General features: G+C 43.0%; 23 protein-coding genes. 17 read left to right on the top strand and 6 right to left on the bottom strand.

Translation table 11 applies throughout. The features are described 5' to 3' along the window. Window positions 1-113 precede the first annotated feature (113 nt). From L1286_RS10800 to L1286_RS10735, 14 genes are all read left to right on the top strand, one after another. On the top strand, window positions 114-479 hold the full coding sequence (locus L1286_RS10800) for a response regulator (RefSeq protein ID WP_235407009.1): 366 nt from the start codon (window positions 114-116) through the stop codon (window positions 477-479). Window positions 480-773: 294 nt separating this feature from the next. After that, window positions 774-3191, top strand: coding sequence for a bifunctional aspartate kinase/homoserine dehydrogenase I (gene thrA, locus L1286_RS10795; RefSeq protein WP_235407007.1), 2418 nt, complete (start codon window positions 774-776; stop codon window positions 3189-3191). A gap of 10 nt (window positions 3192-3201) precedes the next feature. Further along, window positions 3202-4131 carry a homoserine kinase gene (gene thrB, locus L1286_RS10790; RefSeq protein ID WP_235407005.1) on the top strand — a complete coding sequence of 310 codons (930 nt, stop codon included), beginning with the start codon at window positions 3202-3204 and terminating at the stop codon, window positions 4129-4131. A 9-nt stretch (window positions 4132-4140) separates the two neighbouring features. Continuing rightward, entirely contained in the window at window positions 4141-5424 is a 1284-nt protein-coding gene (gene thrC / locus L1286_RS10785) for a threonine synthase (protein ID WP_235407004.1), read from the top strand. A gap of 257 nt (window positions 5425-5681) precedes the next feature. Next, a complete protein-coding gene (gene glyA, locus L1286_RS10780; protein ID WP_235407002.1) occupies window positions 5682-6938 on the top strand; it encodes a serine hydroxymethyltransferase in 1257 nt (418 codons plus the stop codon). Between the two features lie 167 nt (window positions 6939-7105). Then, on the top strand, window positions 7106-7555 hold the full coding sequence (gene nrdR, locus L1286_RS10775; protein ID WP_235407000.1) for a transcriptional regulator NrdR: 450 nt from the start codon (window positions 7106-7108) through the stop codon (window positions 7553-7555). Continuing rightward, window positions 7555-8670, top strand: a complete 1116-nt coding sequence (ribD, locus tag L1286_RS10770; RefSeq protein ID WP_235406998.1) for a bifunctional diaminohydroxyphosphoribosylaminopyrimidine deaminase/5-amino-6-(5-phosphoribosylamino)uracil reductase RibD — start codon at window positions 7555-7557, stop codon at window positions 8668-8670. Before nrdR ends, ribD begins: the two co-directional genes overlap by 1 nt. An 8-nt stretch (window positions 8671-8678) precedes the next feature. Beyond that, the gene (locus tag L1286_RS10765) at window positions 8679-9335 is read left to right on the top strand and encodes a riboflavin synthase (RefSeq protein WP_235406997.1); all 657 of its coding nucleotides are present in this window, start codon (window positions 8679-8681) and stop codon (window positions 9333-9335) included. A 34-nt stretch (window positions 9336-9369) separates the two neighbouring features. Beyond that, window positions 9370-10482, top strand: coding sequence for a bifunctional 3,4-dihydroxy-2-butanone-4-phosphate synthase/GTP cyclohydrolase II (ribBA, locus tag L1286_RS10760; RefSeq protein ID WP_235406995.1), 1113 nt, complete (start codon window positions 9370-9372; stop codon window positions 10480-10482). Window positions 10483-10599: 117 nt separating this feature from the next. After that, window positions 10600-11064 (top strand): 6,7-dimethyl-8-ribityllumazine synthase, encoded by a 465-nt coding sequence (gene ribH, locus L1286_RS10755; protein ID WP_063355338.1) that lies wholly within the window; start codon window positions 10600-10602, stop codon window positions 11062-11064. 11 nt (window positions 11065-11075) lie between these two features. Beyond that, complete coding sequence (gene nusB / locus L1286_RS10750; RefSeq protein ID WP_235406994.1) at window positions 11076-11486, top strand: transcription antitermination factor NusB; 411 nt, start codon at window positions 11076-11078, stop codon at window positions 11484-11486. Window positions 11487-11530: 44 nt separating this feature from the next. Further along, window positions 11531-12496 carry a thiamine-phosphate kinase gene (gene thiL, locus L1286_RS10745; RefSeq protein ID WP_235406992.1) on the top strand — a complete coding sequence of 322 codons (966 nt, stop codon included), beginning with the start codon at window positions 11531-11533 and terminating at the stop codon, window positions 12494-12496. 8 nt (window positions 12497-12504) lie between these two features. Then, window positions 12505-12990: a phosphatidylglycerophosphatase A family protein gene (locus tag L1286_RS10740; protein ID WP_235406991.1), complete on the top strand. Its 486-nt coding sequence runs from the start codon at window positions 12505-12507 to the stop codon at window positions 12988-12990. Window positions 12991-13015: 25 nt separating this feature from the next. Next, on the top strand, window positions 13016-16093 hold the full coding sequence (locus L1286_RS10735; RefSeq protein WP_235406989.1) for a ligand-binding sensor domain-containing diguanylate cyclase: 3078 nt from the start codon (window positions 13016-13018) through the stop codon (window positions 16091-16093). 46 nt (window positions 16094-16139) lie between these two features. Here L1286_RS10735 and L1286_RS10730 read toward each other — a convergent pair whose 3' ends face one another. Together L1286_RS10730 and L1286_RS10725 are read right to left on the bottom strand one after the other, a co-directional pair. Further along, window positions 16140-16367: a hypothetical protein gene (locus L1286_RS10730; RefSeq protein ID WP_235406988.1), complete on the bottom strand. Its 228-nt coding sequence runs from the start codon at window positions 16365-16367 to the stop codon at window positions 16140-16142. Window positions 16368-16556: 189 nt separating this feature from the next. Beyond that, a complete protein-coding gene (locus L1286_RS10725) occupies window positions 16557-17351 on the bottom strand; it encodes a substrate-binding periplasmic protein (protein ID WP_235406986.1) in 795 nt (264 codons plus the stop codon). Window positions 17352-17579: 228 nt separating this feature from the next. On the opposite strand from L1286_RS10725, the gene L1286_RS10720 reads away from it, so the two are divergent. Both L1286_RS10720 and L1286_RS10715 read left to right on the top strand, forming a co-directional pair. Beyond that, on the top strand, window positions 17580-18557 hold the full coding sequence (locus L1286_RS10720; RefSeq protein ID WP_235406984.1) for an FHA domain-containing protein: 978 nt from the start codon (window positions 17580-17582) through the stop codon (window positions 18555-18557). A gap of 86 nt (window positions 18558-18643) precedes the next feature. Next, window positions 18644-19519 (top strand): M61 family metallopeptidase, encoded by an 876-nt coding sequence (locus tag L1286_RS10715; protein ID WP_235406983.1) that lies wholly within the window; start codon window positions 18644-18646, stop codon window positions 19517-19519. A gap of 13 nt (window positions 19520-19532) precedes the next feature. On the opposite strand, the gene phaC is transcribed toward L1286_RS10715, so the two are convergent. The 3 genes from phaC to L1286_RS10700 form a co-directional block, all read right to left on the bottom strand. After that, window positions 19533-21302, bottom strand: a complete 1770-nt coding sequence (gene phaC, locus L1286_RS10710) for a class I poly(R)-hydroxyalkanoic acid synthase (RefSeq protein WP_235406981.1) — start codon at window positions 21300-21302, stop codon at window positions 19533-19535. Between the two features lie 238 nt (window positions 21303-21540). Continuing rightward, on the bottom strand, window positions 21541-21885 hold the full coding sequence (locus L1286_RS10705) for a phasin family protein (RefSeq protein ID WP_063355347.1): 345 nt from the start codon (window positions 21883-21885) through the stop codon (window positions 21541-21543). Window positions 21886-21979: 94 nt separating this feature from the next. After that, on the bottom strand, window positions 21980-22729 hold the full coding sequence (locus L1286_RS10700; protein ID WP_235406979.1) for an SDR family oxidoreductase: 750 nt from the start codon (window positions 22727-22729) through the stop codon (window positions 21980-21982). A 514-nt stretch (window positions 22730-23243) separates the two neighbouring features. Between L1286_RS10700 and L1286_RS10695 the strand changes: the two genes are divergently transcribed. Then, window positions 23244-23633 carry a rhodanese-like domain-containing protein gene (locus tag L1286_RS10695; protein WP_235406977.1) on the top strand — a complete coding sequence of 130 codons (390 nt, stop codon included), beginning with the start codon at window positions 23244-23246 and terminating at the stop codon, window positions 23631-23633. 10 nt (window positions 23634-23643) lie between these two features. On the opposite strand, the gene L1286_RS10690 is transcribed toward L1286_RS10695, so the two are convergent. Continuing rightward, a complete protein-coding gene (locus tag L1286_RS10690; protein WP_235406975.1) occupies window positions 23644-24687 on the bottom strand; it encodes an alkene reductase in 1044 nt (347 codons plus the stop codon). Between the last annotated feature and the right edge of the window lie 78 nt (window positions 24688-24765).

Genomic DNA, 24765 nt, shown 5'->3' with positions numbered 1-24765 from the left:
TTTACAACATACAAGCAGATATAAAAAACTTACTGGATGTTGATTATTGTGTTATAAGATTAGAACAACAATAACGTTTATTTGTTACTAGAACAATAAAGATTTACCTTCTTATGAGCTATTCTGTGTTAGTGTGCGACGATTCAACTGTTGCCCGTAAGCAAGTGGTGCGCTGTCTAACATCAAATCTTGATGTAGATGTGTGTCAGGCCAAAAATGGCCGTGAGGCACTAGAAATATTGCAAAAATCGCAAATCGATTTGCTGTGTTTAGATTTGACCATGCCCGAACTTGATGGCGTTGGCGTGCTTGAAGCGATAAAAGCGCATAAAATTGAAACTTACGTCGTAGTGATCTCTGCAGATATCCAAGTTCAAATGAAGACTAAAGTTGCGCAGCTTGGCGCCATGAAGTTTTTAGAAAAACCAGTTAAAGCCGACCAGCTCCTCGCTTTGTTGAGCGAATATGGTATCCGTTAGATAGCTTTTCCACTTCCTTGTACGTATCTTGAACTTTTTGCATATTTAATTTACTCCATGCTGCTTGACAGATTGACCAAGGATCAGGCAGTCTAGTTCAGGTAAGCAATTTTTAAACAACTTTGAACTAGGTTAATCAAAGAAACTATGAACCGAATTACACGTAACGTGACAATTATTATTACGACCACCATCCACACTGGATAGTGGCATAGGTCCGTGCGTAATTATAAAAGGCCTGTGCTCACCAAGAGCACAGGCCTTTTTCGTTTTAGGAATGAGGAAAAACACAGTATGCGAGTTTTAAAATTTGGGGGCTCATCATTAGCAGATTTTGACTGTCTGCGACGAGTACAATCTCTTGTAGCAAATTACAGTAGTGGCAGTGCCGTGATCGTTCTGTCTGCGCCTGGTGGTATGACTGATCAATTGGTCGAGTTAGCTGAGTACGCGGCAAGAGGAGAGAACTATGACGCGCTTTGGGTCGCATTTGAATCCCGATGCAAGACACTAAAAGCGGCAGTCGAATCTGAGTTCGGCGCGGTAATTGGATGGCCAGAGCTAAGCCTATTGCAAGATAAGTTGGCCGGCGTCAAGCTGCTCAAGCAATGTCCTGATGCTGTGAATGCGTTTGTCATCAGCTTTGGTGAACGGATCAGCGTGGCGTTAATGGTGAGCATGTTGAAGGACCAAAAAGCGCAGGCATTGGATGCTACCCACTGTATTAAAACTCAAATGCAATACTTAGATTCTGAGGTTGACTTAGAGCGAACCAAGCAGGCGCTCATGCAACAACTGCACTCTTGTGAATCAGGGTTATATATTTTAGCTGGATTTACGGGCAGCAATGACTCAGGTGAACTGACGACCTTGGGAAGAAATGGGTCAGACTACTCGGCGGCAGTTGTTGCAGCAAGTATCAATGCCAAGATCTGCCAAATTTGGACGGATGTGGATGGTGTTTACAGCGCAGATCCTCGCCTCATTAAAAAGGCAACCAAAGTGTCAAGGCTGTCTTATAAAGAGGCGATGGAGTTAGCCTATTTTGGGGCGAAAGTTTTACACCCAAAAACAATTTTACCGTGCGCGAAAGCAAATGTACCTTGTGAGATCAAAAACACACATGATCCAGATGTACCAGGCTCACTCATTTCGGCACAAAGTGACAATGAATCACCGGTTAAAGCGTTGTCGAGCTTAGATAAGCTTGCCATGTTGACGGTGTCAGGGCCTGGAATGAAAGGCAAGGTCGGCATGGCAGCTCGGGTCTTCTCTGCCTTAGCCAATGACAATGTGTCGATTGTATTGATCACACAATCATCTTGTGAATTCAGTATTAGCTTTTGCGTGCATGAGCAAGACTTGCCTCTCGCTATGCGCGCGTTACAAACGGCCTTTGAATTAGAAACTAAAGCTGGCTTGATTGAGCCTATTGAAGTGCAGAAAGATCTCGCGATTGTGACGTTAGTCGGGGACAACATGCGTTCACATAAAGGCCTAGCTGCTAAGTTTTTCGCATCCTTGGCGCAGGCGCAAGTGAATATTGTGGCGATTGCGCAAGACTCCACAGAAAGCGCCATTTCTGCGGTAGTCTCAGGTGCTTTGTGCAAAGACGCGATGAAGGTTTGCCACGAAAACTTTTTCACGCATGTGCCTTCAATCGACGTGTTCTTACTGGGCTGTGGTTTAGTGGGCGCAGAACTGGTTCAACAGCTAGAAAAACAACAACATTGGCTAGCGAACCGCAATATTAAATTAAATTTGTATGGGGTGGCGAATTCTAAAAAATGCCTGCTGTCACCCGATGGTATTGAGTTTAACGCTTGGCAAGCGCAGTTGGCTGCCTCTGAGATGTCTTTTTCAATTGACCAATTAGAGCGATTTGTCAAAGCCAACCACTTGATTAACCCTGTGATCGTGGATTGCAGTTCTTCTCAGCTTCTGGCCGATCAATATAGTCAATTTTTGGAAACTGGGTTCCATGTTGTTGCAGCGAATAAAAAAGCGAACACTGGCGACATGGCTTATTACAGACAGCTCAAACAAGCTGCGGTTAACTCAGGAAGAAAGTTCTTGTACGAAACTAACGTCGGCGCAGGGTTGCCTGTGTTAGATAATTTACAGTTATTGTTCGGAGCTGGCGATGAATTATTGTCCTTCAGTGGTATTTTATCGGGTTCCTTGTCCTACATGTTCGGCGCGATAGAAGATGGGCTTACGCTGTCTGAAGCGACACTGCAAGCAAAACAAAATGGGTTTACAGAGCCTGATCCAAGGGATGATTTATCGGGGACAGATGTAGCTCGAAAACTACTGATCATTGCGCGCGAAGCAGGCCTTGAACTGGAACTAGATGATATTGAGGTCGAGCCTGTTGTACCTGATGACTTTGCAAAGGGCACCGATGTAGATGCGTTCATGGCACGCTTACCAGAGCTAGACGCTGTATTTTCTGACAGAGTAGACAGTGCGGCAAGTGAAGGCAAAAAGTTGCGCTATGTAGGGAGCATTGTGGATGGTAAATGTCGTGTTGGTATCGAGGCTGTCGACGCGCAACACGCACTATTTGATATTCGCGACGGTGAAAACGCATTGGCTATTTTAAGTCAATATTACCAGCCTAAACCGTTTGTTATCCGTGGTTATGGTGCCGGTGCCGAAGTCACTGCTGCTGGCGTATTCGCGGATATATTAAAGACATTATCAAGATAAGGAAGACACAATGAGGACATTTTTTGCACCTGCATCAATTGGCAACTTTTGTGTCGGCTTTGATTCTTTGGGGGCGGCATTAGCTCCTTTGGGTGAGCAATTGTTGGGAGATATTGTTCACATAGAAGAAGCTGAACAAGATGAGTTTAGGTGTATTGGAGAGTATGCAGATAAATTACCCAGCAATCAGGAAGAAAACTTGGCCTATCAATGTTTGTCGCACTTTAGGGCGCATGTAAATGCAGATATGCCCAATGTGTCATTAACATTAGAAAAGCGATTGCCAATAGGCTCAGGTCTGGGGTCTAGTGCATGCTCAGTCGTTGCCACATTTGCCGCGCTGAATGCATTTAGCCAAACTGCGCTATCTCAGGTTCAAATGATAGAATTGATGGCTGATTTTGAAGCAAAAGTCAGTGGTGCACGCCATTACGATAATATAACGCCTTGCTACTTGGGTGGTTTACAATTGACCTCTGAGATAGTACCGGATCGTGCAATCGCTCTGCCAACAGGCGCTGATTGGCATATTGTCGTTGCTTTCCCAGGGTTTGCTTTGAATACCGCGAAAGCGAGAGCAGTGTTACCAACGCGCTTAAATCTCGGTCAAAGTGTCACGTTTGCGCAGCGGTTGGCTGCCTTCACCGCGTTACTGCAACAACAGCGCTTTAATGAGGCTGTACAGCTCATGCAGGATGAGATAGCAGAGCCCAGTCGTGCCCCATTGATTCAAGGTTACAAAGAAGCACAGTTGAGTTTACCCGAGCTGGGTGCTGATGTGGTGAGTATTTCAGGCGCAGGCCCGACGCTATTTGCACTATGCACATCACTTGATCGTGCCAAGCGCTGCGAAGACTGGCTTAACAAAAACTATGTAAACGAAAATGGCTTTAGCCATATCTGTAAATTTGACAATCAAGGCACTCGAGAGCTTACTTAAGGAATTAACATGAAGTTAGTAAATTTAATGGACCCAGAACAACAGGTTTCGTTTACAGAAGCAGTTAAAGTGGGTCTTGGTCGCAACCAGGGGGTGTTCTTTCCTAAAGCACTCTCTAAATTAACCAATATTGATGCGCTATTATCACTGCCTTTTGCACAACGCAGTGGCAGAATACTGCAGCACTTAATTGGCGACGAACTGCCAGAAGATACTATTAATGAAATGGTAGCGCGCGCGTTTAACTTTCCGGCCCCCCTTGTTCAAGTTGAAGAAAATAAATATTGCTTAGAGCTGTTTCATGGGCCGACCTTGGCATTTAAAGATTTCGGCGGACGCTTTATGTCTGAGTGTATTAGCCTATTCAGTCAAGGGGAGCGAGTGACGATTTTGACAGCCACCAGCGGTGATACTGGGGCGGCAGTCGCACATGCGTTTTATAACAAAGAAAACGTAGATGTGGTCATACTTTACCCGAAAGGCAAGATTTCTCTGGCGCAACAAAAGTTATTTACGACGCTGGGTAAAAATATTCATTGTTACGCAGTGGAAGGCAGTTTTGATGATTGTCAAGCTATTGTAAAGCAAGCCTTTTTAGACGAGGAGGTTAAGAGTAAATTGGGTCTTAATTCGGCTAATTCAATTAATATTAGCCGTTTACTTGCGCAAGTGTGCTATTACTTTGAAGCTTTTTCACAGGTGCCTGAGCAACAACGCGACAACGTTCATATTTCTGTGCCAAGTGGCAATTTTGGCAATGTATGCGCCGCTATGATAGCGGCAGCTATTGGGTTACCAGTAAAAAAACTCAGCGCAACAACCAACCAAAATGACACGGTACCGCGTTATTTGTCATCTGGAAAATGGGCGCCAAATGCGACCTTGGAGTCACTTTCCAATGCGATGGATGTGAGTAAACCTAATAATTGGCCAAGAGTTGAAAGTATGCTTCGAGAAGGTGTCTTTGATGAAGATTACTTTTATTCAAGTTCGGTATCAGAGTCGAGAACGCGAGAAGTGATGCAACAAATTAATGCTAGTGGGTATGTGGCAGAGCCACATACCGCAATCGCGTATGAAGGGCTTAGATTAAATAGTGGTGCTAGTGAGACGGGGATTTTTCTCGCCACTGCGCATCCAGCAAAATTTAAAGAGTCAGTAGAAAGTGTTTTACAACAACAGCTTGAGATGCCTAAAGTGCTGTCTGATGCGCTTGCCAAGCCTTGTTTAGCAGAAACCGTAGAAGCGGATTACAGCGTGCTTAAACAGCATATTTTCGACAAATTAGGATAAACTATTCGTCACCCTCTGCGGGTAATGCATGTACGCAAAGTACACGATTGTGTGCATGCATATTTTAATTTCAAATGTAATTGCTGTATTTCATAAATAAAATTTATGTTTAAATAAAAAAATATCATCCCCTAAAGACTGTGAAATAAATTCAATCCCTGCTTAAATATGCTCACGCAGATTTCGTAGGCAACTGGACGTAAATTGCGTACAATTGCAGACGATAAAATTAATCATACGTGCACCTAGGAGAAACCATGTTAGAACGTAACATGAATATTGCAGATTTTGACCCTGAATTACATCAAGCGATCCAGTCAGAAACGACTCGTCAAGAAGAGCATATCGAGCTAATCGCATCTGAAAACTACTGTAGCCCACGTGTACTTGAGGCTCAAGGGTCACAGCTTACTAATAAATATGCTGAAGGTTACCCAGGCAAACGCTACTATGGTGGGTGTGAGCACGTAGATGTTGTTGAGCAGCTAGCCATTGACCGCGCATGTGAACTTTTTGGTGCGGATTACGCAAATGTTCAGCCACATGCTGGTTCTCAAGCAAACGCAGCGGTTTTCCAAGCGCTACTTCAGCCGCATGATACGGTTTTAGGTATGAGCCTGGCGCACGGTGGTCACCTGACTCACGGTTCGCATGTTAATTTCTCAGGCAAAACTTACAATGCGATTCAATACGGTCTAAATGAAGAAACGGGCGAAATTGATTATGCGCAAGTTGAAGCACTTGCACTTGAACACAAACCAAAAATGATAATCGGCGGTTTTTCTGCATATTCAGGTATTGTTGATTGGGCAAAATTCCGTGAGATTGCAGACAAAGTAGGTGCATACTTGTTAGTTGATATGGCACATGTAGCGGGTTTAGTTGCTGCAGGCGTATATCCTAACCCAGTGCCACACGCGCATGTTGTGACAACAACAACACACAAAACACTGGCTGGTCCTCGTGGTGGTTTGATTGTATCAGCGTGTGGTGATGAAGATATCTACAAAAAGCTAAACAGCGCTGTATTCCCTGGTGGTCAAGGTGGCCCTCTTTGCCATGTTATTGCTGCTAAAGCCGTTGCTTTCAAAGAAGCACTAGAGCCTGAGTTTAAGGCATACCAAACACAAGTTGTTAAAAATGCACAAGCGATGGTTGCTGTACTTCAAGAGCGTGGTTACAAAGTTGTCTCTGGTAAGACAGACAACCACCTATTCCTTCTAGATTTAATCGACAAAGACATTACAGGTAAAGATGCTGATGCTGCGCTTGGTCGTGCGAACATTACAGTAAATAAAAATTCAGTTCCAAATGACCCGCGTTCTCCTTTTGTGACGTCTGGTCTTCGTATTGGTTCTCCAGCTATCACGCGTCGTGGTTTCAAAGAAGCAGAAGCGGGTGAGCTAGCGGGTTGGATCTGTGATGTGCTAGACAACATCAATGATGAGTCAGTACAAACTGAAGTGAAAGAAAAAGTAAAAGCAATCTGTGCTAAATTACCGGTTTACGCATAATTTAAGTCACAATTAGCGTTATTTTTGATATCATAAAGGCCGCAAATATGCGGCCTTTTTTATTTTCTAACATCACTCAGCGCATTTAAAACTACAGTGAACTCAGTGGATTAAATGCCAATAGCTAAAGAGCCGTAATATAGAGATTGACTAAACAGTGAGAATTTATGCATTGTCCTTTTTGTACTGCAAAAGACACCAAAGTTATTGATTCGCGATTAGTGGCATCGGGTCACCAAGTGCGTCGACGTCGTGAATGCATTGTATGCCATGAACGGTTTACGACTTTTGAAGGCGCGGAGCTACTCATGCCTAGGGTGATAAAGCAAGATGGTACTCGCGAGCCGTTTAATGAAGATAAATTATTGAATGGCTTACATAGGGCATTGGAAAAGCGACCTGTAAGTACAGAACAAATTGAAGAAGTGGTACACCAAATCAAGTCTCAAATCCGCGCAACGGGTGAACGAGAAGTAAATAGTCAATTAATTGGTGAGTGCATCATGGAAGCTTTGAAGAAGCTGGATAAGGTGGCATACGTGCGATTTGCATCGGTTTATCGCAGTTTTGAAGACATCAAAGAGTTTGGTGAAGAGATCGCGAGGCTTGGCGACTGATGACGTTTACACAAGCCGATCATGATTATATGAATATGGCCATATCACTGGCAAAGCGTGGGTTTAACACTACAACTCCTAATCCCAATGTAGGTTGTGTTATTGTCAAAGACGACAAGGTTGTTGGCCAAGGGTTTCACATTCAAGCTGGTGGACCTCATGCTGAAGTATTTGCATTGCGAGAAGCTGGCGCATGTGCACGTGGCGCAACGGCTTACGTTACACTAGAACCATGTAGTCATTATGGCCGCACACCTCCTTGTGCGAAAGGGTTAATTGATGCTGGGATCAGTAAAGTGATCTGTGCGATGGTTGATCCCAACCCTGAAGTCGCTGGAAACGGGCTCAAAATGCTGCAAGAAGCAGGTGTTGAAGTGGCCTCTGGGTTATTAGAGCAAGCAGCAAGAAGCTTAAATAAGGGCTTTTTGAAACGCATGGAATTTGGTGTTCCTTATGTAATTGCAAAATTGGCAGCTAGTTTAGATGGCAAAACCGCTTTGCAGAATGGCAAAAGTAAATGGATAACGGGGCCACAAGCCAGGCGGGATGTACAAACGTATCGAGCGCAAAGTTGTGCTATTTTATCAGGTGCTGATACGGTGTTAACTGATGATGCGCGCTTGAATGTGCGACAAGAAGTGTTGTCTGCCGATAGCAATACACTGGAGAATAACGATATTCGTCAGCCTATTCGTGTCATAATTGATACGCAAAACCGTTTAACGCCGACGCTCTCACTTTTCGAATGTCACTCTGACATTATTATTTTGCGCTCAGAGCTTGATAAAGTGCACAACTGGCCACATTTTGTAGAACAAGTCTGTCTACCCACTGCAAACAGCAAGCTCGATTTAAATGCGGTAATGCAATTTTTAGCGAGTCGAAATATTAATTTGGTGTGGTTGGAAGCCGGTGCCACGTTATGTGGCGTGATGCATGAGCAAGGCTTAATTGACGAGTATATTGTTTATTTAGCACCTAAAATCATTGGCGAAGGTGGTAAAGGCTTGTTTCAGAGTCACGTTTTAACTGAAATGGGCCAAATCAGCGAGCTTCAGTTTACAGATTGTACACAAATCGGTACTGATATTCGCATTAGCGCCATTAAGAAATAAGAGAAACTATGTTTACAGGCATTATTGAAGCAACAGGCACGCTCACTGAATTAACTCTTAAGCAAGGTGATTTAAGTGTGCGCGTTAAATCGAGTTCACTGGATATGGCAGATGTCGCGCTTGGAGACAGCATTGCAACGAATGGTGTATGCCTGACAGTCGTTGAGAAATTCACCGATGGTTTTAGAGCCGATGTGTCGAATGAAACCTTATCTTTGACACGTTTTGGTGAGTACAACATTGGACAAAAAGTCAATCTTGAAAAAGCACTCCAGCCGATTTCTCGCTTAGGTGGACATTTGGTTTCTGGCCACGTAGACGGTATTGCAACGATAGTTGCTGTCCAAGCCAATGCTCGAGCCACTGATTACTGGCTATCAGCCCCAAGTGAACTCTTAAAATACATTCCCTACAAAGGGTCAGTGGCGATTGATGGGATCAGCCTGACAGTTAATGCCATAGAAGAAAACAAATTCAAACTCACCATAGTGCCCCATACTGCACAAGAGACAACCATTGCTGATTTTAAAGTCGGCACTAAGGTGAATCTAGAAGTTGATCAAATTGCAAGATATTTGGAGCGCTTGATTCAGGGTACACAAGCGCCAGCCAGTGAATCGACTCTCACAACCAGTTTGTTGGCACAAGCTGGCTTTATAAAATAATTGCCACACAAACAAAGTAAATAATGGGAAGATTATGAGCTTAAACAGCGCAAAAGAAATCATCGAAGACATTAAAGCCGGTAAAATGGTTATCTTGATGGATGATGAAGACCGAGAAAATGAAGGTGATTTAATTATCGCGGCTGAGCATATCACGCCAGAAGCAATTAACTTTATGGCGACCTATGGCCGAGGGTTAATTTGTTTGACGATGACGCAAGAGCGATGTCAGCAACTTGACCTACCGCTTATGGTGAGAAACAACGGTGCTCAATTTTCCACGAATTTTACTTTGTCAATTGAGGCTGCAAAAGGTGTAACAACGGGGATCTCAGCGGCAGACCGAGCGCGAACTGTACAAGCCGCAGTCGCAAAAGGTGCGGTGCCAGAAGACATTGTTCAGCCTGGCCACATATTCCCTATTATGGCGCAACCTGGTGGCGTACTCACTCGTGCGGGCCATACGGAAGCAGGGTGTGATTTAGCGCGCTTAGCGGGATTAGAAGCCTCTTCTGTGATTGTAGAAATTTTGAATCCAGATGGCACAATGGCGCGACGCCCTGAACTCGAAGTATTCGCAAAAGAGCACGATATTAAGATTGGCACCATTGCAGATTTAATCGAATATCGCAATTTAAATGAAACAACGATCGAGAGAGTTGCTAAATGTAAGCTGCCAACAGAGTTTGGCGATTTTGATTTGGTGACGTACAAAGACACCATTGATAACCAGCTACACTATGTGCTGCAAAAAGGCGAAATAAAAGCAGAAGAAGCGACTTTGGTGCGTGTTCATTTACAAAGTACCTTCAATGACATTTTACTGTCTGATCGCAGTGCAGATAGAAGTTGGACACTTCATGGTGCAATGAAATATATCGCCGATAACGATGGGGTTTTGGTTATTCTTGGCAAAAGTGAACAATCTGAGGACCTTGAACAGCTAGTTAAAGCTTTTGAGGCAGAAGACGCTGGTGAGAAAATCAATTATCGCAAATTCCAGGGCACTTCGCGCACAGTTGGTGTGGGATCGCAAATCTTGGCGGATCTGGGCATACAAAAAATGCGCTTAATGAGCTTGCCTAAAAAATATCATGCTTTGTCAGGTTTCCACCTAGAAGTTGTAGATTATGTAGAACCGCAATAAATCCGGTTTTCACTTTTTTACACCTACTGACTGGTTTGGACAGTAGGTGTTTTTCTTTAAGATGTGCTATCATGCGCGTCAATTTGGCTATTGCTAATACTGATTAGGAATCATCTAATGAAAATAATTGAAGGTAACAAATTCGCACCTGGTAAAAAGTTTGCCATTGTCATTTCTCGTTTTAACGACTTTATTGGCAGTAGCTTGTTAGAAGGTGCGGTGGATGAACTAAAGCGCACAGGTGGTGTTAAAGAGGAAGACATCACAGTGGTTTACGTACCTGGCGCAGTTGAGTTACCTCTTGCAGCAAAACGTCTAGCAATGAAAAAAGAGCATGATGCTATCATTGCACTAGGTGTCATCATTCGTGGTGGGACGCCGCACTTTGATCTTGTTGCCAATGAGTCTAATAAGGGATTAGCAAGTGTTTCATTAGATTACGATGTTCCAGTTGCATTTGGCGTATTAACGACAGAAAGTATTGAGCAAGCTATTGAACGTGCGGGAACTAAAATGGGCAACAAGGGTGGCGAAGCTGCACTTGGTGCACTTGAGATGGTTAACGTACTTGAGCAAATTTAAGAGGAATCTCTGTGAAACCAGCAGCTAGACGTAAAGCACGCGTACTTGCATTGCAAGCAGTCTATTCATGGCAGCTTAGCGGCAACCCAATTGCCGATATTGAACAGCAAATGTTAATTGAAAATGACGTTTCTAAAATAGACGTCGAATATTTTAAAGACCTAGCGCGTGGTGTTGCCGTTAACCACAAGCAGTTAGATGAGGCGATTGCACCTCATTTATCTCGCCCGTTCGATGACTTGGACATGGTTGAATTGGCAACTTTGCGCGTGAGTGCTTATGAGCTTAAGTTCCGTGAAGATGTACCATATAAAGTGGCTATTAATGAAGGGATTGAACTGGCCAAGATGTTTGGTGCTGAAGACAGCCATAAATTTGTAAATGGCGTGTTGGACAAAGCAGTTAAGAAAATCCGCAAATAATTAAAGTCATGAGGAGAGCCGGCGTTGGCCGGCTTTTTTAATGTATGAAGGAATTTGAGTTAATTAATCATTACTTCAAAGGTCGTGGTATTATTCGCCGTGACGTTGCCATTGGCATTGGTGATGATTGTGCTGTTGTTGAGATCCCAGAAAACTGTCAACTCGCAGTCACTACTGACACCTTAGTTGAGGGTGTTCATTTTTTTCCTGATATCCCACCTAGAGCATTAGGACATCGAGTCCTTGCTGTTAACTTAAGTGATCTTGCTGCCATGGGTGCAGAGCCAACTTGGGTATCGATTGGCCTCACTTTACCCGATGTCGATATGACTTGGTTGGAGCAGTTTGCTGAAGGCATGCATGAAATTGCAGAGTATTATAATGTGCAATTGATTGGTGGAGATACGACGCAAGGTCCGCTGACGATTACCATTTGTGCAAAAGGTATTATTCCTAAAAATAAGGCATTAACCCGATCAGGCGCCAATGTTGGAGACTGGATTTATTTAACCGGTCCAGTTGGTGATGCGGCGTTGGCGATTGAATCCAGAAAGCGCGGTATCACACTGTCACCCGAACAAATTAAGCGCGTTACAGAAAAACTGCATTATCCAAAGCCTCATGTCGCTGCGGGCCAAGTTTTACGAGGTTTAGCAACAGCTTGCATTGATGTGTCGGATGGTTTGCTTGCAGACATGCAGCATATTTTAAACCATTCATGTGTTGGGGCAGATATTGATGTTGCGAGTGTCCCTATCTCTGATGATTTGAAAGCAATTGGTGATCAAGCGCTTATTGATATGCTGAGCCTTTCTTATGGGGATGACTATCAATTACTCTTTACAGTAAGCGACAATAATCGCAGCGCCGTTGAAGCGCGATTGAGTCAATATGGTGTTGAGGCGAAATGTATAGGCCAGATCACCAATAATATTGGCAATATAGAATTGTTTAAACATGGCGAAAAGTACATCTTGCCTGAGCAAATCGGATATGAACATTTTAATTAGGAGCGAGTTTGGATAAGCCGTTAAAATTCAATCTCAAGCGCCCACATCAATTTTTTGCATTGGGTTTTGGTACAGGTTTGGCACCTAAAGCGCCGGGCACCGTTGGTACGCTTGCAGCGTTGCCTTTTATATTCGCGACGATGACGTTACCAATTTGGTTTCAAGTAACACTGGCCCTTGTCATGACTGTTTTTGGTGTGTGGATATGTGGAAAAACAGCGCGAGATGTTGACGTACATGATCACCCAGCCATAGTATGGGATGAAGTCGTTGGCTTTTACATCACAATGATTGGCGCGGTAATTAGTTGGCAATCTTTACTCGTCGGATTTGCGCTTTTTCGCTTTTTTGACATTGCCAAGCCCGGCCCAATCAGAATGTTAGATAAAAAACTGCACGGTGGCAGAGGGATTATGGCTGACGACGTTTTAGCAGGTATTTTTTCATTGATTTGTATCCAGGCTTTGTTTAAAGCAGGTGTCCTAGGCGGCTAAATTAAGGTTGAGTAAGAGGGAGTCTATGCGCAAGTTTTTCCTACTGTTAATGATGCTGGTCGTAACCAATGTATATGGTGCGATCAACGACTATGTTGTCAAGCAGTGGAATATGCAAAATGATCTGCCATCGCAAAGCATTAAAAGTGTGGTGCAAGATCAACAAGGTTATATTTGGTTAGGCACACAATTTGGCCTGAGTCGATTTGATGGACACCAATTTGTTAATTACAACACGCAAAATAGCAACTTTTTAGTTAGCAATGCGATCAACAAATTAGTCGTCGATCGATTTGGTATGCTTTGGGTCGGCACTCGCCGCGGCGTACTGCGTATCGATCCGCAAACGATGAAAACACAACAATTTAAAATTCAAGCTGATGTAAAGGATATAATCGAAGACACCCGCGGCAATATTTGGATAGCAGCAAATGGGCTATACTATATTTCCGCAAAACGCCTAATGTTGGATAAAAACAATTTAGACGACAGCAAGCTCTCCCTTACCCATATTAGTCAGATAGTAGGTGCAGTGACGAAAATGGCACCAGCGCCTGACGGCATTTGGCTCGTAAATGAACGTCATCTGTTACGTATAGGCGAAGCGCAATCTGTCGGTTCCAATGGTATGCGTCTCGAGCTTTCAAGTAAAATTTCTCTCCCTAGACAACTGGCCCAAACCAACATTCATGACTTAGCATGGGTGGATGGGAAACTGTATTTAGCGTCTCAACTTGGCGCGTTTTTTCTAGATTTCGACGAAGTATTGAGGCGGTTTGACGAGATTGGAAATAGCGCAGTTTACAAATTCTTAAGTGATGATCAAGGCGGTTTGTGGGTATCAACATATGGCCGCTTGTTATACAAAGAAAGCGGTGGCGACTGGCAGTCTGTTGATTTAGTACAATTGGACCAAGGTATTTGGTTTACAGACTTATTTATAGATAAAAGTGACAATGTGTGGCTTGCTAGCATAAATGAAGGCCTGTGGCTTGCACATGCGGGTCGTGTTGAGCGCTTTCAAGCTGGTCTAAGAGGTAAACAGGCGATATCCGCCATGACGATGGGCCCAAAAGGTAATGTTTGGGTTGCGACTCGTGAAGGCGTTGGCATGTTAGACCAAGATGATAACTACCAACCAATCATTACACCGGCTCAACTCAAAGGTGTAGAAATTCATGACATGGAGTTTTTGGATAATCGCCTTTACTTAGGTACCGGGCGGGGTGTGGTTATCTACGATAATGGCCGCTTATTAGCCATTCCTAATCGAGAGTTTCGTCAGACTCAAGTATTTACAATCAGTCCCTCAAACCAAGGTGGGCTTTGGATTGGTACGGGCAGAGGTCTGTATCGACTTGACTACAATGGTTTAACGCCCTTTACCTACAACGCTTTTTTAGGTAGCCAGTTTGTGACCTATGTTGTGGACTTTCCCCGATTCGGTTTTATTGGCACTGACAAGGGGGCATATAAGTACAATGAACGCGGTATAGAAAAAATTGGGGGGCAAACCTCACTCGAATCCGCTTATGTGACAAGCATCTTGCACGTCGATACCTACACCACATTGGTCGGCACATTTTATGATGGCCTCTATTACAGAACAGCCACCGGTGACTGGTTCCAACTTGATGCCTCCCATGGCTTACCATATGGACCGATCTTGTCGTTACACTACGACAAAAAACAAAACTTTATTTGGGTAAGCTCAATGAAGGGCGTGTACCGTATGTCGATCGAGCAATTTACCAGTGAAATTGAAAACTTAAAAGTCGAGCAAGTGATCAACCCATTTGATCGGCAACTCGATGGTATGCCCAGTCAATGTTGTACCGGCTTGGGGCATGATTCGGTTGTTGAAGTTGACGATGTGCTGCTCTACCCAAGCTTGCAAGGTGTGGTACGTATTCCGAAAAGTGTTAAATTGTTCAGTGATAGTGAATTGGAACCTAGGTTCGAAGGGATCACAACACCCAGCAGAGAGCTCACACCAAATAAAATTGTTGAGAGTTTAACTTTAGATACAAACGAGCGTGATTTAACCATTCGTTATACAGCCATTGATTTTTATGCGCCGCAAAGCATCGAGTTTCGATATAAGCTGGAAGGGCACGATGAACAGTGGCGAGATGCTCTTGCAAGACGTGAAGCGATTTATACCAATTTGCCTCCAGGTGAGTTTACATTTAAGTTGGAAGTGAAGCGTAGAGGGGAGGATTGGCAAGAGGCGCACCTCAAAGCTGTGAAACTTGTTTTGCCACGTCGCTTTGATGAGACAGTATTTTTCAGGTTAATTATAACATGTGGTTTTATTTTCTTGTTTTATCTGGTTTTTTGGGTTTTCAGAGCGCAGGAAAGGCGTAAACAAGCCGCGTTGGAAGCGTTGGTAACAGAACGGACGACCGAACTCAGAAAAGCCAATGAAAAGCTAAATAAAGTAAATACACAACTCAAATTGGTGAGTCATTCTGATGAACTGACTGGGCTTAAGAGTCGACGCTTTTTGTTTGATCAGTTGCCTAAGGACATTGAGCACTACCAAAGAAATGCTCAATCATTGCGTGAGCAAGGTAAAAGCTTGGTGTTGATGATCTTAAACATTGATAAATTTAGCAAAGTGAATGATGCCAATGGTCCAATTGGCGGCGATAGCTGCTTGCAGCAACTTGCGACATTACTCAATACCCGAACCCAAGGTTCGGATTATGTGGCTAGGTGGAGCGGTGATGAGTTTCTGCTGCTGTTACGAGACTTTCAATGTAGTGATGTAGAGGAATACGTTAAGGACCTATGTAAAGCAATTGGTGAATTCGACTTCACGTTACCAAATGGAAGGTCGACTAACATGACGGTGTCAGTTGGGTGGTCTTTCTATCCTCTGCAAATGCTTGGTGGGCATGTTATCGGTTGGGAAGCGTCAGTTAACTTAGCAGACATTGCACTACATCAAGTGAAACGCAGTGGTGGAGATGGTGCTGCGACTGTGATGTTTGATGATGAGTTAGATGCATTTGAGTTTGAGCATAGCCAAAATGTGGAGTCTCAATTACAGTTATTACAGTCAAATGGACTTGCAGAAATAAAGGTTTGGATGCGGTAATTTAAAAGGGAGTAAATACTCCCTATGTCCGCCTAGAAAGAGGACACTAACATTTGCATGTTAACCGAGTGGCGAGGCAGTTGATATCTTGAGTGTGACAGTCTCCGATCTCTGAGATTGGGCACACTTCTTCTGAGATTCGGCATTTTCTTGAGCGACAATTGTCTCCGACCGTTAAATCAAAACCACCAGCGACTTGTGGGGTCTGCATCGTCTTGAGTATGTGGGTATTACTAAGCGCCTTAAGCTTACTTTTCTTGAGTAACAATTTCATCTTGTTTCCTTTTAATCTATTGAGCAACATGTCCTTGCTCTTGTTAAAATGTGAAATGATCCGACAATCTATATGGCATTGCCAACTATTAGAAGGCGACAGCACGCGTACGGATCATTACTCATAGTTGGATATGAGTAATAGTAATACTATTTACTTAGATTGAGGGCGTCAACAGAGGAAATAAACTCATTGTTTACTACTTGCCTGGACATCACGTAATGCTTTATTCATTTTTTCTATGAAGTCTAATTTGTAGGGAAATCTCTCCCCATTTTCTTTGGTATAGCCAATGTGTGCGGTACGAGTAAGTACGATCTTATCTTCTTTAAATTGTTTAATATCGAGTGTGTGTAACTCAGACTTTAACGCTTCTATGCCCATGACGGTTGATAGCCTATCATTGAGATAGCAATCAAGGCGGTTTTTCGATAGTTTTTTAATGTTTGATTCAGTATCTTTATTCTCCCAAATTTTTATCAACCCCTTTTCTCGAGCCTTTGAAAGCTCATCATCTAAAATTAAAAACCCTGCGTTAATACCGATGTTTATAGGCCCTAATTGCGGTTGGCGCTTGAGGATCCCATTGAGCGTTATACCTTGATTACAAAAAGCGACAACGGCTTCTTCACCCAATGAGATAGAGTAGGGCCAAATATAAGGCCGTTTATCTTTGTGTATATAAGGAGGCATTAACGCAAAGGCTTCACCACTTTCCATTGCGGCGACACCTCTCTTCCAAGGTATGGCTTCTAATGTAATTTGATAATGGTCCGATAATTGCCGAGCTGCTAGCTTGACTTGCTCTACGTAGATTCCATACAGATAGCCATTGCTGACATAGGAATAGGGGGGGTAACTGTCATCCACCAAAATAGTGACCCTAGGTTTAATTGCGAATTGCCCCTGCAATGCATACGAAGTCTGGCAAGCAAACAATGTGATTAAAATCAGAGTCCAGAAAATACGCGACAATGCTTGCATAACGAATATCAATTGATGGGAGTCATTGATAACTTTAGGCAATTATTAAGTAGATTGCCAGATAGGTGAGCATTTCGGCATGATATCAAAAGGTTGAACAATCTTTCTACACTGTAATAAGACGTAATTTATTTGCGCTGAATTTGGAGCTAGAATGTCTCAAGAGAATAATCTAAAAGGTGTTTGTGTCGTGCCCTGCCTTTTAGAAAAATTTAAGCAAGGTGATTTATGGCAAAGCTCCGAGTAAAGGACAGTACAGACGTTATTTATCTCAAAGCGTTTCATCGTTTTGGTCGGCTCACTTATTCTGTAGATACGCAAGTTAGTGGAGTAGAAATATCCCGCATCCATGCGGTTATTGAACATAACGGTGAGCATTGGGAGTTGCGAGATCTCAGTAAAAATGGCGTTTGGATGAACGGACAGCGCATTGCATACAACCAAGCGATAGCACTTAAAGTAGATGATGAAATCACATTTTCAGAAATGCACCCACAAACCTTTATTGTTGATTCAATATCACCACCCAAGGATCTGTTAATCCCGACTAATCATGAACAGCCCGATGACGTGATCCCGCTCGAAAAGTATCATTTCCTACCGTCAGAGAGCGACCCTGAAATCGTGGTATTTTATGACAATGAAAGAATGTGTTGGTGCTACGAACATTTAGAATCTGGCAATATTGTTGCGTTAACAGACAGTGATAATCTCTCTGTTGCAAATGAACTATGGTACTTATTTCAGGTTGAAGCTGCTTCACAAGAAGCAACTATGCCCATTGAAAGTGCTCACCAGTCTAGCTTGGAGTTTTTATTTGATATCAGTTTGGATGAAGAGATCACGGAGTTGAAAGTGAACCACAATGGTGCATCATTGGATTTCGACGTACGGACACATCATTATTTGACTGCGTTACTCGCTCGTTATAAGGCTCGAGATGAAGCCGCTGTGGAAGATGAGTTGGAGCGTGGGTGGGTGTCTGTATCGCAACTATCCAAAGATCTCGGGATCAGTGAAAGTCATATTAACATTCAAATTCATCGCGCTCGCAAGCAGTTTGTTGATTTGGTGAATGACAAGAGTTTGGCTGAGAAAATCATAGAGCGAAAGCGTGGTAGGGTTCGTTTTGGCGGGAAACACTTTACGATCAAAAAAGGCTCACAAACTGAAGCATCTTATGATGGCTTGCAAATGGCATTTTAAGTAAATTACAAAGCGTATATATTGTGTGAAAGAGATATACGCTTTGTATGGTCTATTATCGTGCGATGCACTGGTTGAGAGTACGGATGGGTAGACAAGGAGTTAGATTTCATTACTTAAGTAAGCTGTTTTGTTTGTGCTTATTGCTTCACCACGTGCCTTCTACAGGAAACGTTGTGATTGCGGAGTTTAGGGGCTCCCCTACGAGTGATAAATATAAAACATCGATAGAGGGTTGGCTCAATACGGGCCATAATGCGGTTGTCAAAACATTAGGTCCTGTTGCTCAAGAACACATTCCCATTCAAATTAACGTGACAACAACGGCTCAAGAGGCAGTCCCTTGGGGTGAAGTCATTAGGGGAAAACTAGACAGTATCGAGCTGAGAGTAAATAAATTTTCGCAACCTGAAACTTTGAGCGCAGACTGGACACTGTACCATGAATTATCTCACCTCTATCACCCACTTTTTGCGTACCCAGACTTTTGGTTAGCTGAGGGATTCGCAACTTACTTTCAGAATATTGTGATGCTACAAAATGGCATTTACAGCCAAGATGAATTTATCAGGCGAATGCGAGATGGGTTGGCGCGAGGTCAAAAATCAATGCGTACTTATCCGGGGCGATTAGATACCATATCATCAGATATGTGGCGCTTAAGAGCTTATCAAAGAGTTTATTGGAGTGGCGTAGGGTTTTTTATTGAAGCAGAGCATACTCTGCGAAAGGTGAATGCGAAATATACAATTTCCGAATTAATATCCCACTATCAACGCTGTTGTCGAGGCAAAGAGCGCGAAGGGCACGTAACCAGTGCACAAGAGTTTGTGACTGCGTTAGACAACTTATCGGGTCACAAAGTCTTTAACCCCCTTTACCAGCGTTATCGGCGCACCCAGAGCTTTCCCCAAATAAGCAATGAGCAACTTAAGTCGCTCATTCATCTTTATACTCATTAAAGCGTGATACGACTCAAAGTCTAGCTTTTACATACTCTCCTGGGGCATCATAAATCCCTGGATTAGCTTTGGTTTTGATCGCTCTCGCGGGTACCTTTTCATCCGTGAATTGAGTTATCCATTTACCCCAATGAGGCCACCAAGAGCCTTTACTATGCTGTGCTTTTTCAAGCCACGCATTGGCGTCACCTTCCGGTGTTGGGCCACTCCAAAAGCCATATTTATCCGCTTTAGGCGGATTTATCACCCCTGCTATGTGTCCAGACTCACCCAATACAAAGGTTGTTTTTGAGCTTGTAAACTGGAAGCCTTTAAAGGTCGCTTGCCAAAGTGCAATATGGTCATCCCGAGTGGAGAGCGCATAAATAGGTTGTTTAACTTTTGCTAAATCTATTTTTGTGCCTCGAATGTCCACCTCTTTGGTTTCAATCAAGCGATTTTCTAGATATAAATCTCGCAGCATGAAATTATGACATTTGGCGGTTAAGTTTGTACTGTCACCATTCCAGTAGAGTAGGTCTAAGTCCATGGGGGGCTGACCTTTCAGGTAGTTATTGACGTAATAGTTCCAGTACAGGCTATTTTCTCTCAGCATACTGAAGGAGACACCAAGTAAATGGCCATGCATCACACCGTTTTGCGTGTTATAGGCTTCAAGTGCAGATATGGTACCTTCATTGACAAAAACGCCTAGTTCACCGGGCTGAGAAAAATCCAGTAAGGTCGTTAACAGCGTGGCACTCTTGATCTTTTGCTTCATTCGTTTTGAAGTAAAGTACGCCATGGCTGTCGCAACAAGGGTACCTGCAATACAATAACCAATCGCATTGACGTAAGCCTCACCCGTTAACTTTTCAATTTCATCCAATGCCGCAATCACACCATCCACAACATAATCGTCGAACCCTATCTCAGACATACTCGGATCAGGATTCTTCCATGAAATCATGAACACAGTGTGGCCACTGTCTACAGCCCACTTGACATACGAATTGTCTTCTTTGAGATCTAAAATATAGTATTTGTTAACATACGGCGGCACGAATAAAAGTGGCGTCTTATAGACATCTTTAGTGGTTGCTTTGTATTGGATCAACTCAAACAGGTGATTTTGAAATACAACCCTGCCAGGAGTGGTTGCCAGATCCTTCCCGAGTTCATAGGCATTTTCGTTAGTCATGCTGATCCTCAGCATGTCTGAGCTTTTTGCCAAGTCCTTTTTAAATAGCTCTAAACCATTGATAAGATTTTGTCCCTCTGACTCAATGGTTAATTTAAGTAATTCGGGGTTAGTGGTAATAAAGTTACTAGGAGAGATCGAGTTGATAACTTGTCTGGCGAAAAACTCTAAACGCTCTTTTAACCTCTCATCTAACCCTGGTGTTTGGCGAATTGAGTCTAAAAGTGATTGGCCGAACAGCAAATAACTTTGTTTTATATAACTAAACCACGGGTTATCTTGCCACTCGCTATCCAGAAAGCGTTTATCACCGCGTTCTGTTGAAACGACTTCTTCCGAAGAGGCGTTGATGCTTTGTTCCCAAGTTTGTTGGACGATCTTTAGTTGTGCTTGCCACCAGTTCAGCTGCTGCTGAGCAAATAGCTCGGGTTGTTTGGTGATTTCTTGTGCCCATTGACCAAAATCTTCGGCACTTTGTTCATTTAGTGCTTTTTGTACAGGGCTGTTTTTAAATAAGTTAGCAGAAAAAATACTGTAGAGATCTTGATTATACTGCCACCAAGCGGTCATGGTCTGAGTAAAATCTTTATTGTCGATATCCATTTTTTGCTTCCTAGTCGGAGGTGTGACAGGTTAGATGTCGCTTCGAAAAGCAAATTCAATTGTGTCCCTATGTATTACTTGGTCAATCATACAAATGATATTGGGTTACAGGTGGCTTGCCGAGTAACTGGTTTTGATTTCATCTCGTTCTGCACCAGCAAGCTTAAAATTAAAACTTATGTTGTTGCCAAGTAGTGTGTCAGCCTAGCCAAGGTACTTAGCTAGGCCATAAGAAAGGTTAAGCTTTTGCGGCTTTCACACTTTCTTTTGAGATTGTTTCTAGGTTGTCTTTGAAATCTTGACCAAGTTGCGTCAACTTTTGACCATCTTCGATAAGCTGTTGGCTCAGTTTATTTACTGCGCTTAATTGGCTTGCATTAAAATCGATGAAAGATTTAACGTCTTTTACTTCCGCGGCAGTTTTGAGTTGCTCAACTGAAGTTTCAGTGAAAGAGTGGGCTGCATCCAATTGGATCTTAGCAAGTTGCTCGATGTTCTTAGCAACTAATTGATTGAACTGGATTGCAGGAGAGAAAAACTTTTCACTTTGCTCTGTGATTGATTTGAAAAAGTCGTTGTACATGGCTTGCTTCCTATTGAGAGTTATTCCGTTAAAAAATGCAATTTCCACCTACTACAGAAAAGTGAAACTTTTCTAAATGGACTCATTGTGTTTACTAATTCATATACAGGCCGCCATTTAAGGCTAGGGTCTCACCTGTTATATATGCCGCACCGTCCGATGCAAGAAAAGCGACTGTTTTCGCTACTTCTAGTGGTGTTGCCAGCCTTTGCATGGGGACCTGTGCTTTGATACTTTCGAGTACATCCTCGCGCATTTTTGCAACCATTGGTGTCTCTGTATACCCGGGTGCTACCACATTTACTGTCACGCCAGCCCTTGCGCCCTCGTAAGCCAAAGACTTACTGAACCCAATCATGCCTGCTTTTGCTGCTGCATAGTTTGCTTGCCCAAACTGACCTTTCTGGCCATTGACACTCGAAATGTTGATAATGCGCCCTGATTTATTACTACACATATGTGCAAACAGCGGTTGTGTCATGTTAAACATGGAGTTCAGATTGGTATCTATCACGTCATGCCATTGTTGCGCGTTCATTTTTTTGAAGGACGAATCGCGTGTTATACCAGCGTTATTGACCAATACGTCAATTTTACCGTGTTGATCGATAATGGACTCAATGCTATTCGAACACGCTTGCGCATCGGTAACATCGAGAAACAAAGGTTCAACTAAGCTTGGGTTGATGTTGTACTCACTACACCACCTATCAAAGTCAGATTCACTTCTTCGCGTGCTCGCGACCGCGACCACTAGGTGGTTTTCAGATACTAATTGCTGAACTATCGCTGTACCAATGCCACCTAATGCGCCCGTAACAACTGCTATTTTTCTGTTTTCCATAATGTGCTTTTCCGAACATGTAGTGGCAAAACTACTGTACAACTAAGCCACAGATTACTGAGCAATATGCTCATGTAGGATTAAAACTAACGCTATTGTTCATGCCTATTGTGACGAATTAATAACCAATTTGTTTAATATAAAAGACAAAACATCATTATTTCGTACGTGTTTTGGGCACTTGTGCGTTCAATTCGCTCATTAGTTTAAAGTCAGTCTAGTATTTTAGAGCAAAAACTCAAATTAAATTATCCAACTTGTGACAAACTACTTTTAATCAGTCCTAACGCGCGTGCAATAAGTAATAGTCTGGATTTGTAATTCCGGTATTAGACTAATGGATAGTAGACGTGAGTTTTCTCAATGGTATTTATTTAAGTGTTTGATACATATTGTTTATTTTTTGTTTGGTAAATTGGTTAAATAGCAAATTATGGACTTGAAAATTTTGCGTGTTGGGCTGAGTTGATTTAGAGTAGCAAGAGTTCGAATCGCGTTTTTAGGGGTTAACCAAATGTACAAGCTCATCCAATTTGTTTTTATCAGTATGCTTTTTTGCATTCCGTCTTTGGCATCAGCAGACACGGCCATTATTTCGGCCAATGACCTTATCGTTAACCAGATGTCGAGTAATGCATTTAAAATTGTTGATGTGAGAACGCCCGAAGAGTTTGCCGCTGGCCATATCAAAGGCGCAATCAACATTCCGTATGATCAAATAGAAGCACAGTCAGCTAAATTAGAAACGCTGAAGTCTGATACGCTTGTCGTATATTGTCGATCGGGGCGCAGGGCGAGCATATTTGAAGGGATCTTGCAAAAAAGGGGATTTAAATTGAAGCACTTGGAAGGCGACTATTTAGCTTGGAAAGCGGCTCAGTTACCTCTGATCAGCGATAACTGAGCGCACCGGATTAGTAAAGTGTTGAGAGCATCTCTTCGTTATAGGGAAGCAGCGCCTGATTCATTTTGATTTTGTTTACATAGTCCGGATTTGCGATAAATGGGCGTCCAATTGCCAGCAAATCAAAACGATCTTCTGTTATAGCTTGTGTACCTGTTTCAGCACTAAAACCACCATTTCCAACCAGTGTATGCTTATAGCGCGCTCGAACATAGTCTGATGCGCGCCCACCTAAATGTTCAAACGTCATTTCATCATCAAATATCCCGATATGTAAATATGCCAAATCACGCTTTTCAAGTTCTGGTAATAGGTAATCAAACACCTCTTTGTCTTTAGTATCTGGTGCCATGTTGAAGTATGCACCCGGAGATATACGTAACGCAGTTCGTTCATTTCCAATTCTGTGTGCGATGGCATCTACTACCTCAAGCGCAAAACGGCTCATATTCTCTGGAGAGTTACCATATTGGTCGGTGCGTTTGTTACTATCAAAGTGCAAAAACTGATCGATAAGATAGCCGTTGGCACCATGTATCTCCACACCATCGAATCCAGCATCTATGGCATTTGCCGCGGCTTGTGCGTAATCCAGAATAAGTTGCTGAATTTGCTCAATCGTTGCAGGTGTTGGTGTGATATAAGTGAGCTCTCGCATTCGGGGCACCGTTCCTTCAACAACCGTGGCACTCGGTGCGATCACGGTTTCTCCATTATAAAAATGAGGGTGGGCAACTCGGCCGGTATGCCAAAGTTGGGCGAAGATTTTTCCACCTTTGTTGTGTACGGCATTGGTGACTTTTCTCCAGCCTACAATTTGTTCCGGGCTAAATAGTCCAGGCGTGTTTGGGTAACCTTGTCCATCTGGACGGATGATTGTTGCTTCCGAAATAATGAGACCCGCATCGGCTCTGCGTGCGTAATATTCGACCATCGCGTCAGTTGGCACGAGCTGGTCATCTGCCATACAGCGTGTTAACGGCGCCATCAGTATCTTATTTTGCAGGGTAATCGAGTTGTTTAGTTGATAATTGTTAAATAAATCCTTTGTCATGGCACAAACCTCTTTATTGAATGTTCATTCAAGATATCGGTATTTGAATGATCATTCAACCTCTTTTTTGAACATTTG

It is taken from the genome of Pseudoalteromonas sp. SMS1 (genome assembly GCF_021530565.1).
GTDB lineage: Bacteria > Pseudomonadota > Gammaproteobacteria > Enterobacterales > Alteromonadaceae > Pseudoalteromonas.
This window is presented reverse-complemented; position numbering and strand designations above follow the sequence as displayed.

Excerpts from the sequence above, each read along its gene's own strand:
- L1286_RS10800 (WP_235407009.1), top strand. The coding sequence starts at position 114 with ATGAGCTATTCTGTGTTAGTGTGCGACGATTCAACTGTTGCCCGTAAG.
- thrA (WP_235407007.1), top strand. The coding sequence starts at position 774 with ATGCGAGTTTTAAAATTTGGGGGCTCATCATTAGCAGATTTTGACTGT.
- thrB (WP_235407005.1), top strand. The coding sequence starts at position 3,202 with ATGAGGACATTTTTTGCACCTGCATCAATTGGCAACTTTTGTGTCGGC.
- thrC (WP_235407004.1), top strand. The coding sequence starts at position 4,141 with ATGAAGTTAGTAAATTTAATGGACCCAGAACAACAGGTTTCGTTTACA.
- glyA (WP_235407002.1), top strand. The coding sequence starts at position 5,682 with ATGTTAGAACGTAACATGAATATTGCAGATTTTGACCCTGAATTACAT.
- nrdR (WP_235407000.1), top strand. The coding sequence starts at position 7,106 with ATGCATTGTCCTTTTTGTACTGCAAAAGACACCAAAGTTATTGATTCG.
- ribD (WP_235406998.1), top strand. The coding sequence starts at position 7,555 with ATGACGTTTACACAAGCCGATCATGATTATATGAATATGGCCATATCA.
- L1286_RS10765 (WP_235406997.1), top strand. The coding sequence starts at position 8,679 with ATGTTTACAGGCATTATTGAAGCAACAGGCACGCTCACTGAATTAACT.
- ribBA (WP_235406995.1), top strand. The coding sequence starts at position 9,370 with ATGAGCTTAAACAGCGCAAAAGAAATCATCGAAGACATTAAAGCCGGT.
- ribH (WP_063355338.1), top strand. The coding sequence starts at position 10,600 with ATGAAAATAATTGAAGGTAACAAATTCGCACCTGGTAAAAAGTTTGCC.
- thiL (WP_235406992.1), top strand. The coding sequence starts at position 11,531 with ATGAAGGAATTTGAGTTAATTAATCATTACTTCAAAGGTCGTGGTATT.
- L1286_RS10735 (WP_235406989.1), top strand. The coding sequence starts at position 13,016 with ATGCGCAAGTTTTTCCTACTGTTAATGATGCTGGTCGTAACCAATGTA.
- L1286_RS10730 (WP_235406988.1), bottom strand. The coding sequence starts at position 16,367 with ATGAAATTGTTACTCAAGAAAAGTAAGCTTAAGGCGCTTAGTAATACC.
- L1286_RS10725 (WP_235406986.1), bottom strand. The coding sequence starts at position 17,351 with ATGCAAGCATTGTCGCGTATTTTCTGGACTCTGATTTTAATCACATTG.
- L1286_RS10720 (WP_235406984.1), top strand. The coding sequence starts at position 17,580 with ATGGCAAAGCTCCGAGTAAAGGACAGTACAGACGTTATTTATCTCAAA.
- L1286_RS10715 (WP_235406983.1), top strand. The coding sequence starts at position 18,644 with ATGGGTAGACAAGGAGTTAGATTTCATTACTTAAGTAAGCTGTTTTGT.
- phaC (WP_235406981.1), bottom strand. The coding sequence starts at position 21,302 with ATGGATATCGACAATAAAGATTTTACTCAGACCATGACCGCTTGGTGG.
- L1286_RS10705 (WP_063355347.1), bottom strand. The coding sequence starts at position 21,885 with ATGTACAACGACTTTTTCAAATCAATCACAGAGCAAAGTGAAAAGTTT.
- L1286_RS10700 (WP_235406979.1), bottom strand. The coding sequence starts at position 22,729 with ATGGAAAACAGAAAAATAGCAGTTGTTACGGGCGCATTAGGTGGCATT.
- L1286_RS10695 (WP_235406977.1), top strand. The coding sequence starts at position 23,244 with ATGTACAAGCTCATCCAATTTGTTTTTATCAGTATGCTTTTTTGCATT.
- L1286_RS10690 (WP_235406975.1), bottom strand. The coding sequence starts at position 24,687 with ATGACAAAGGATTTATTTAACAATTATCAACTAAACAACTCGATTACC.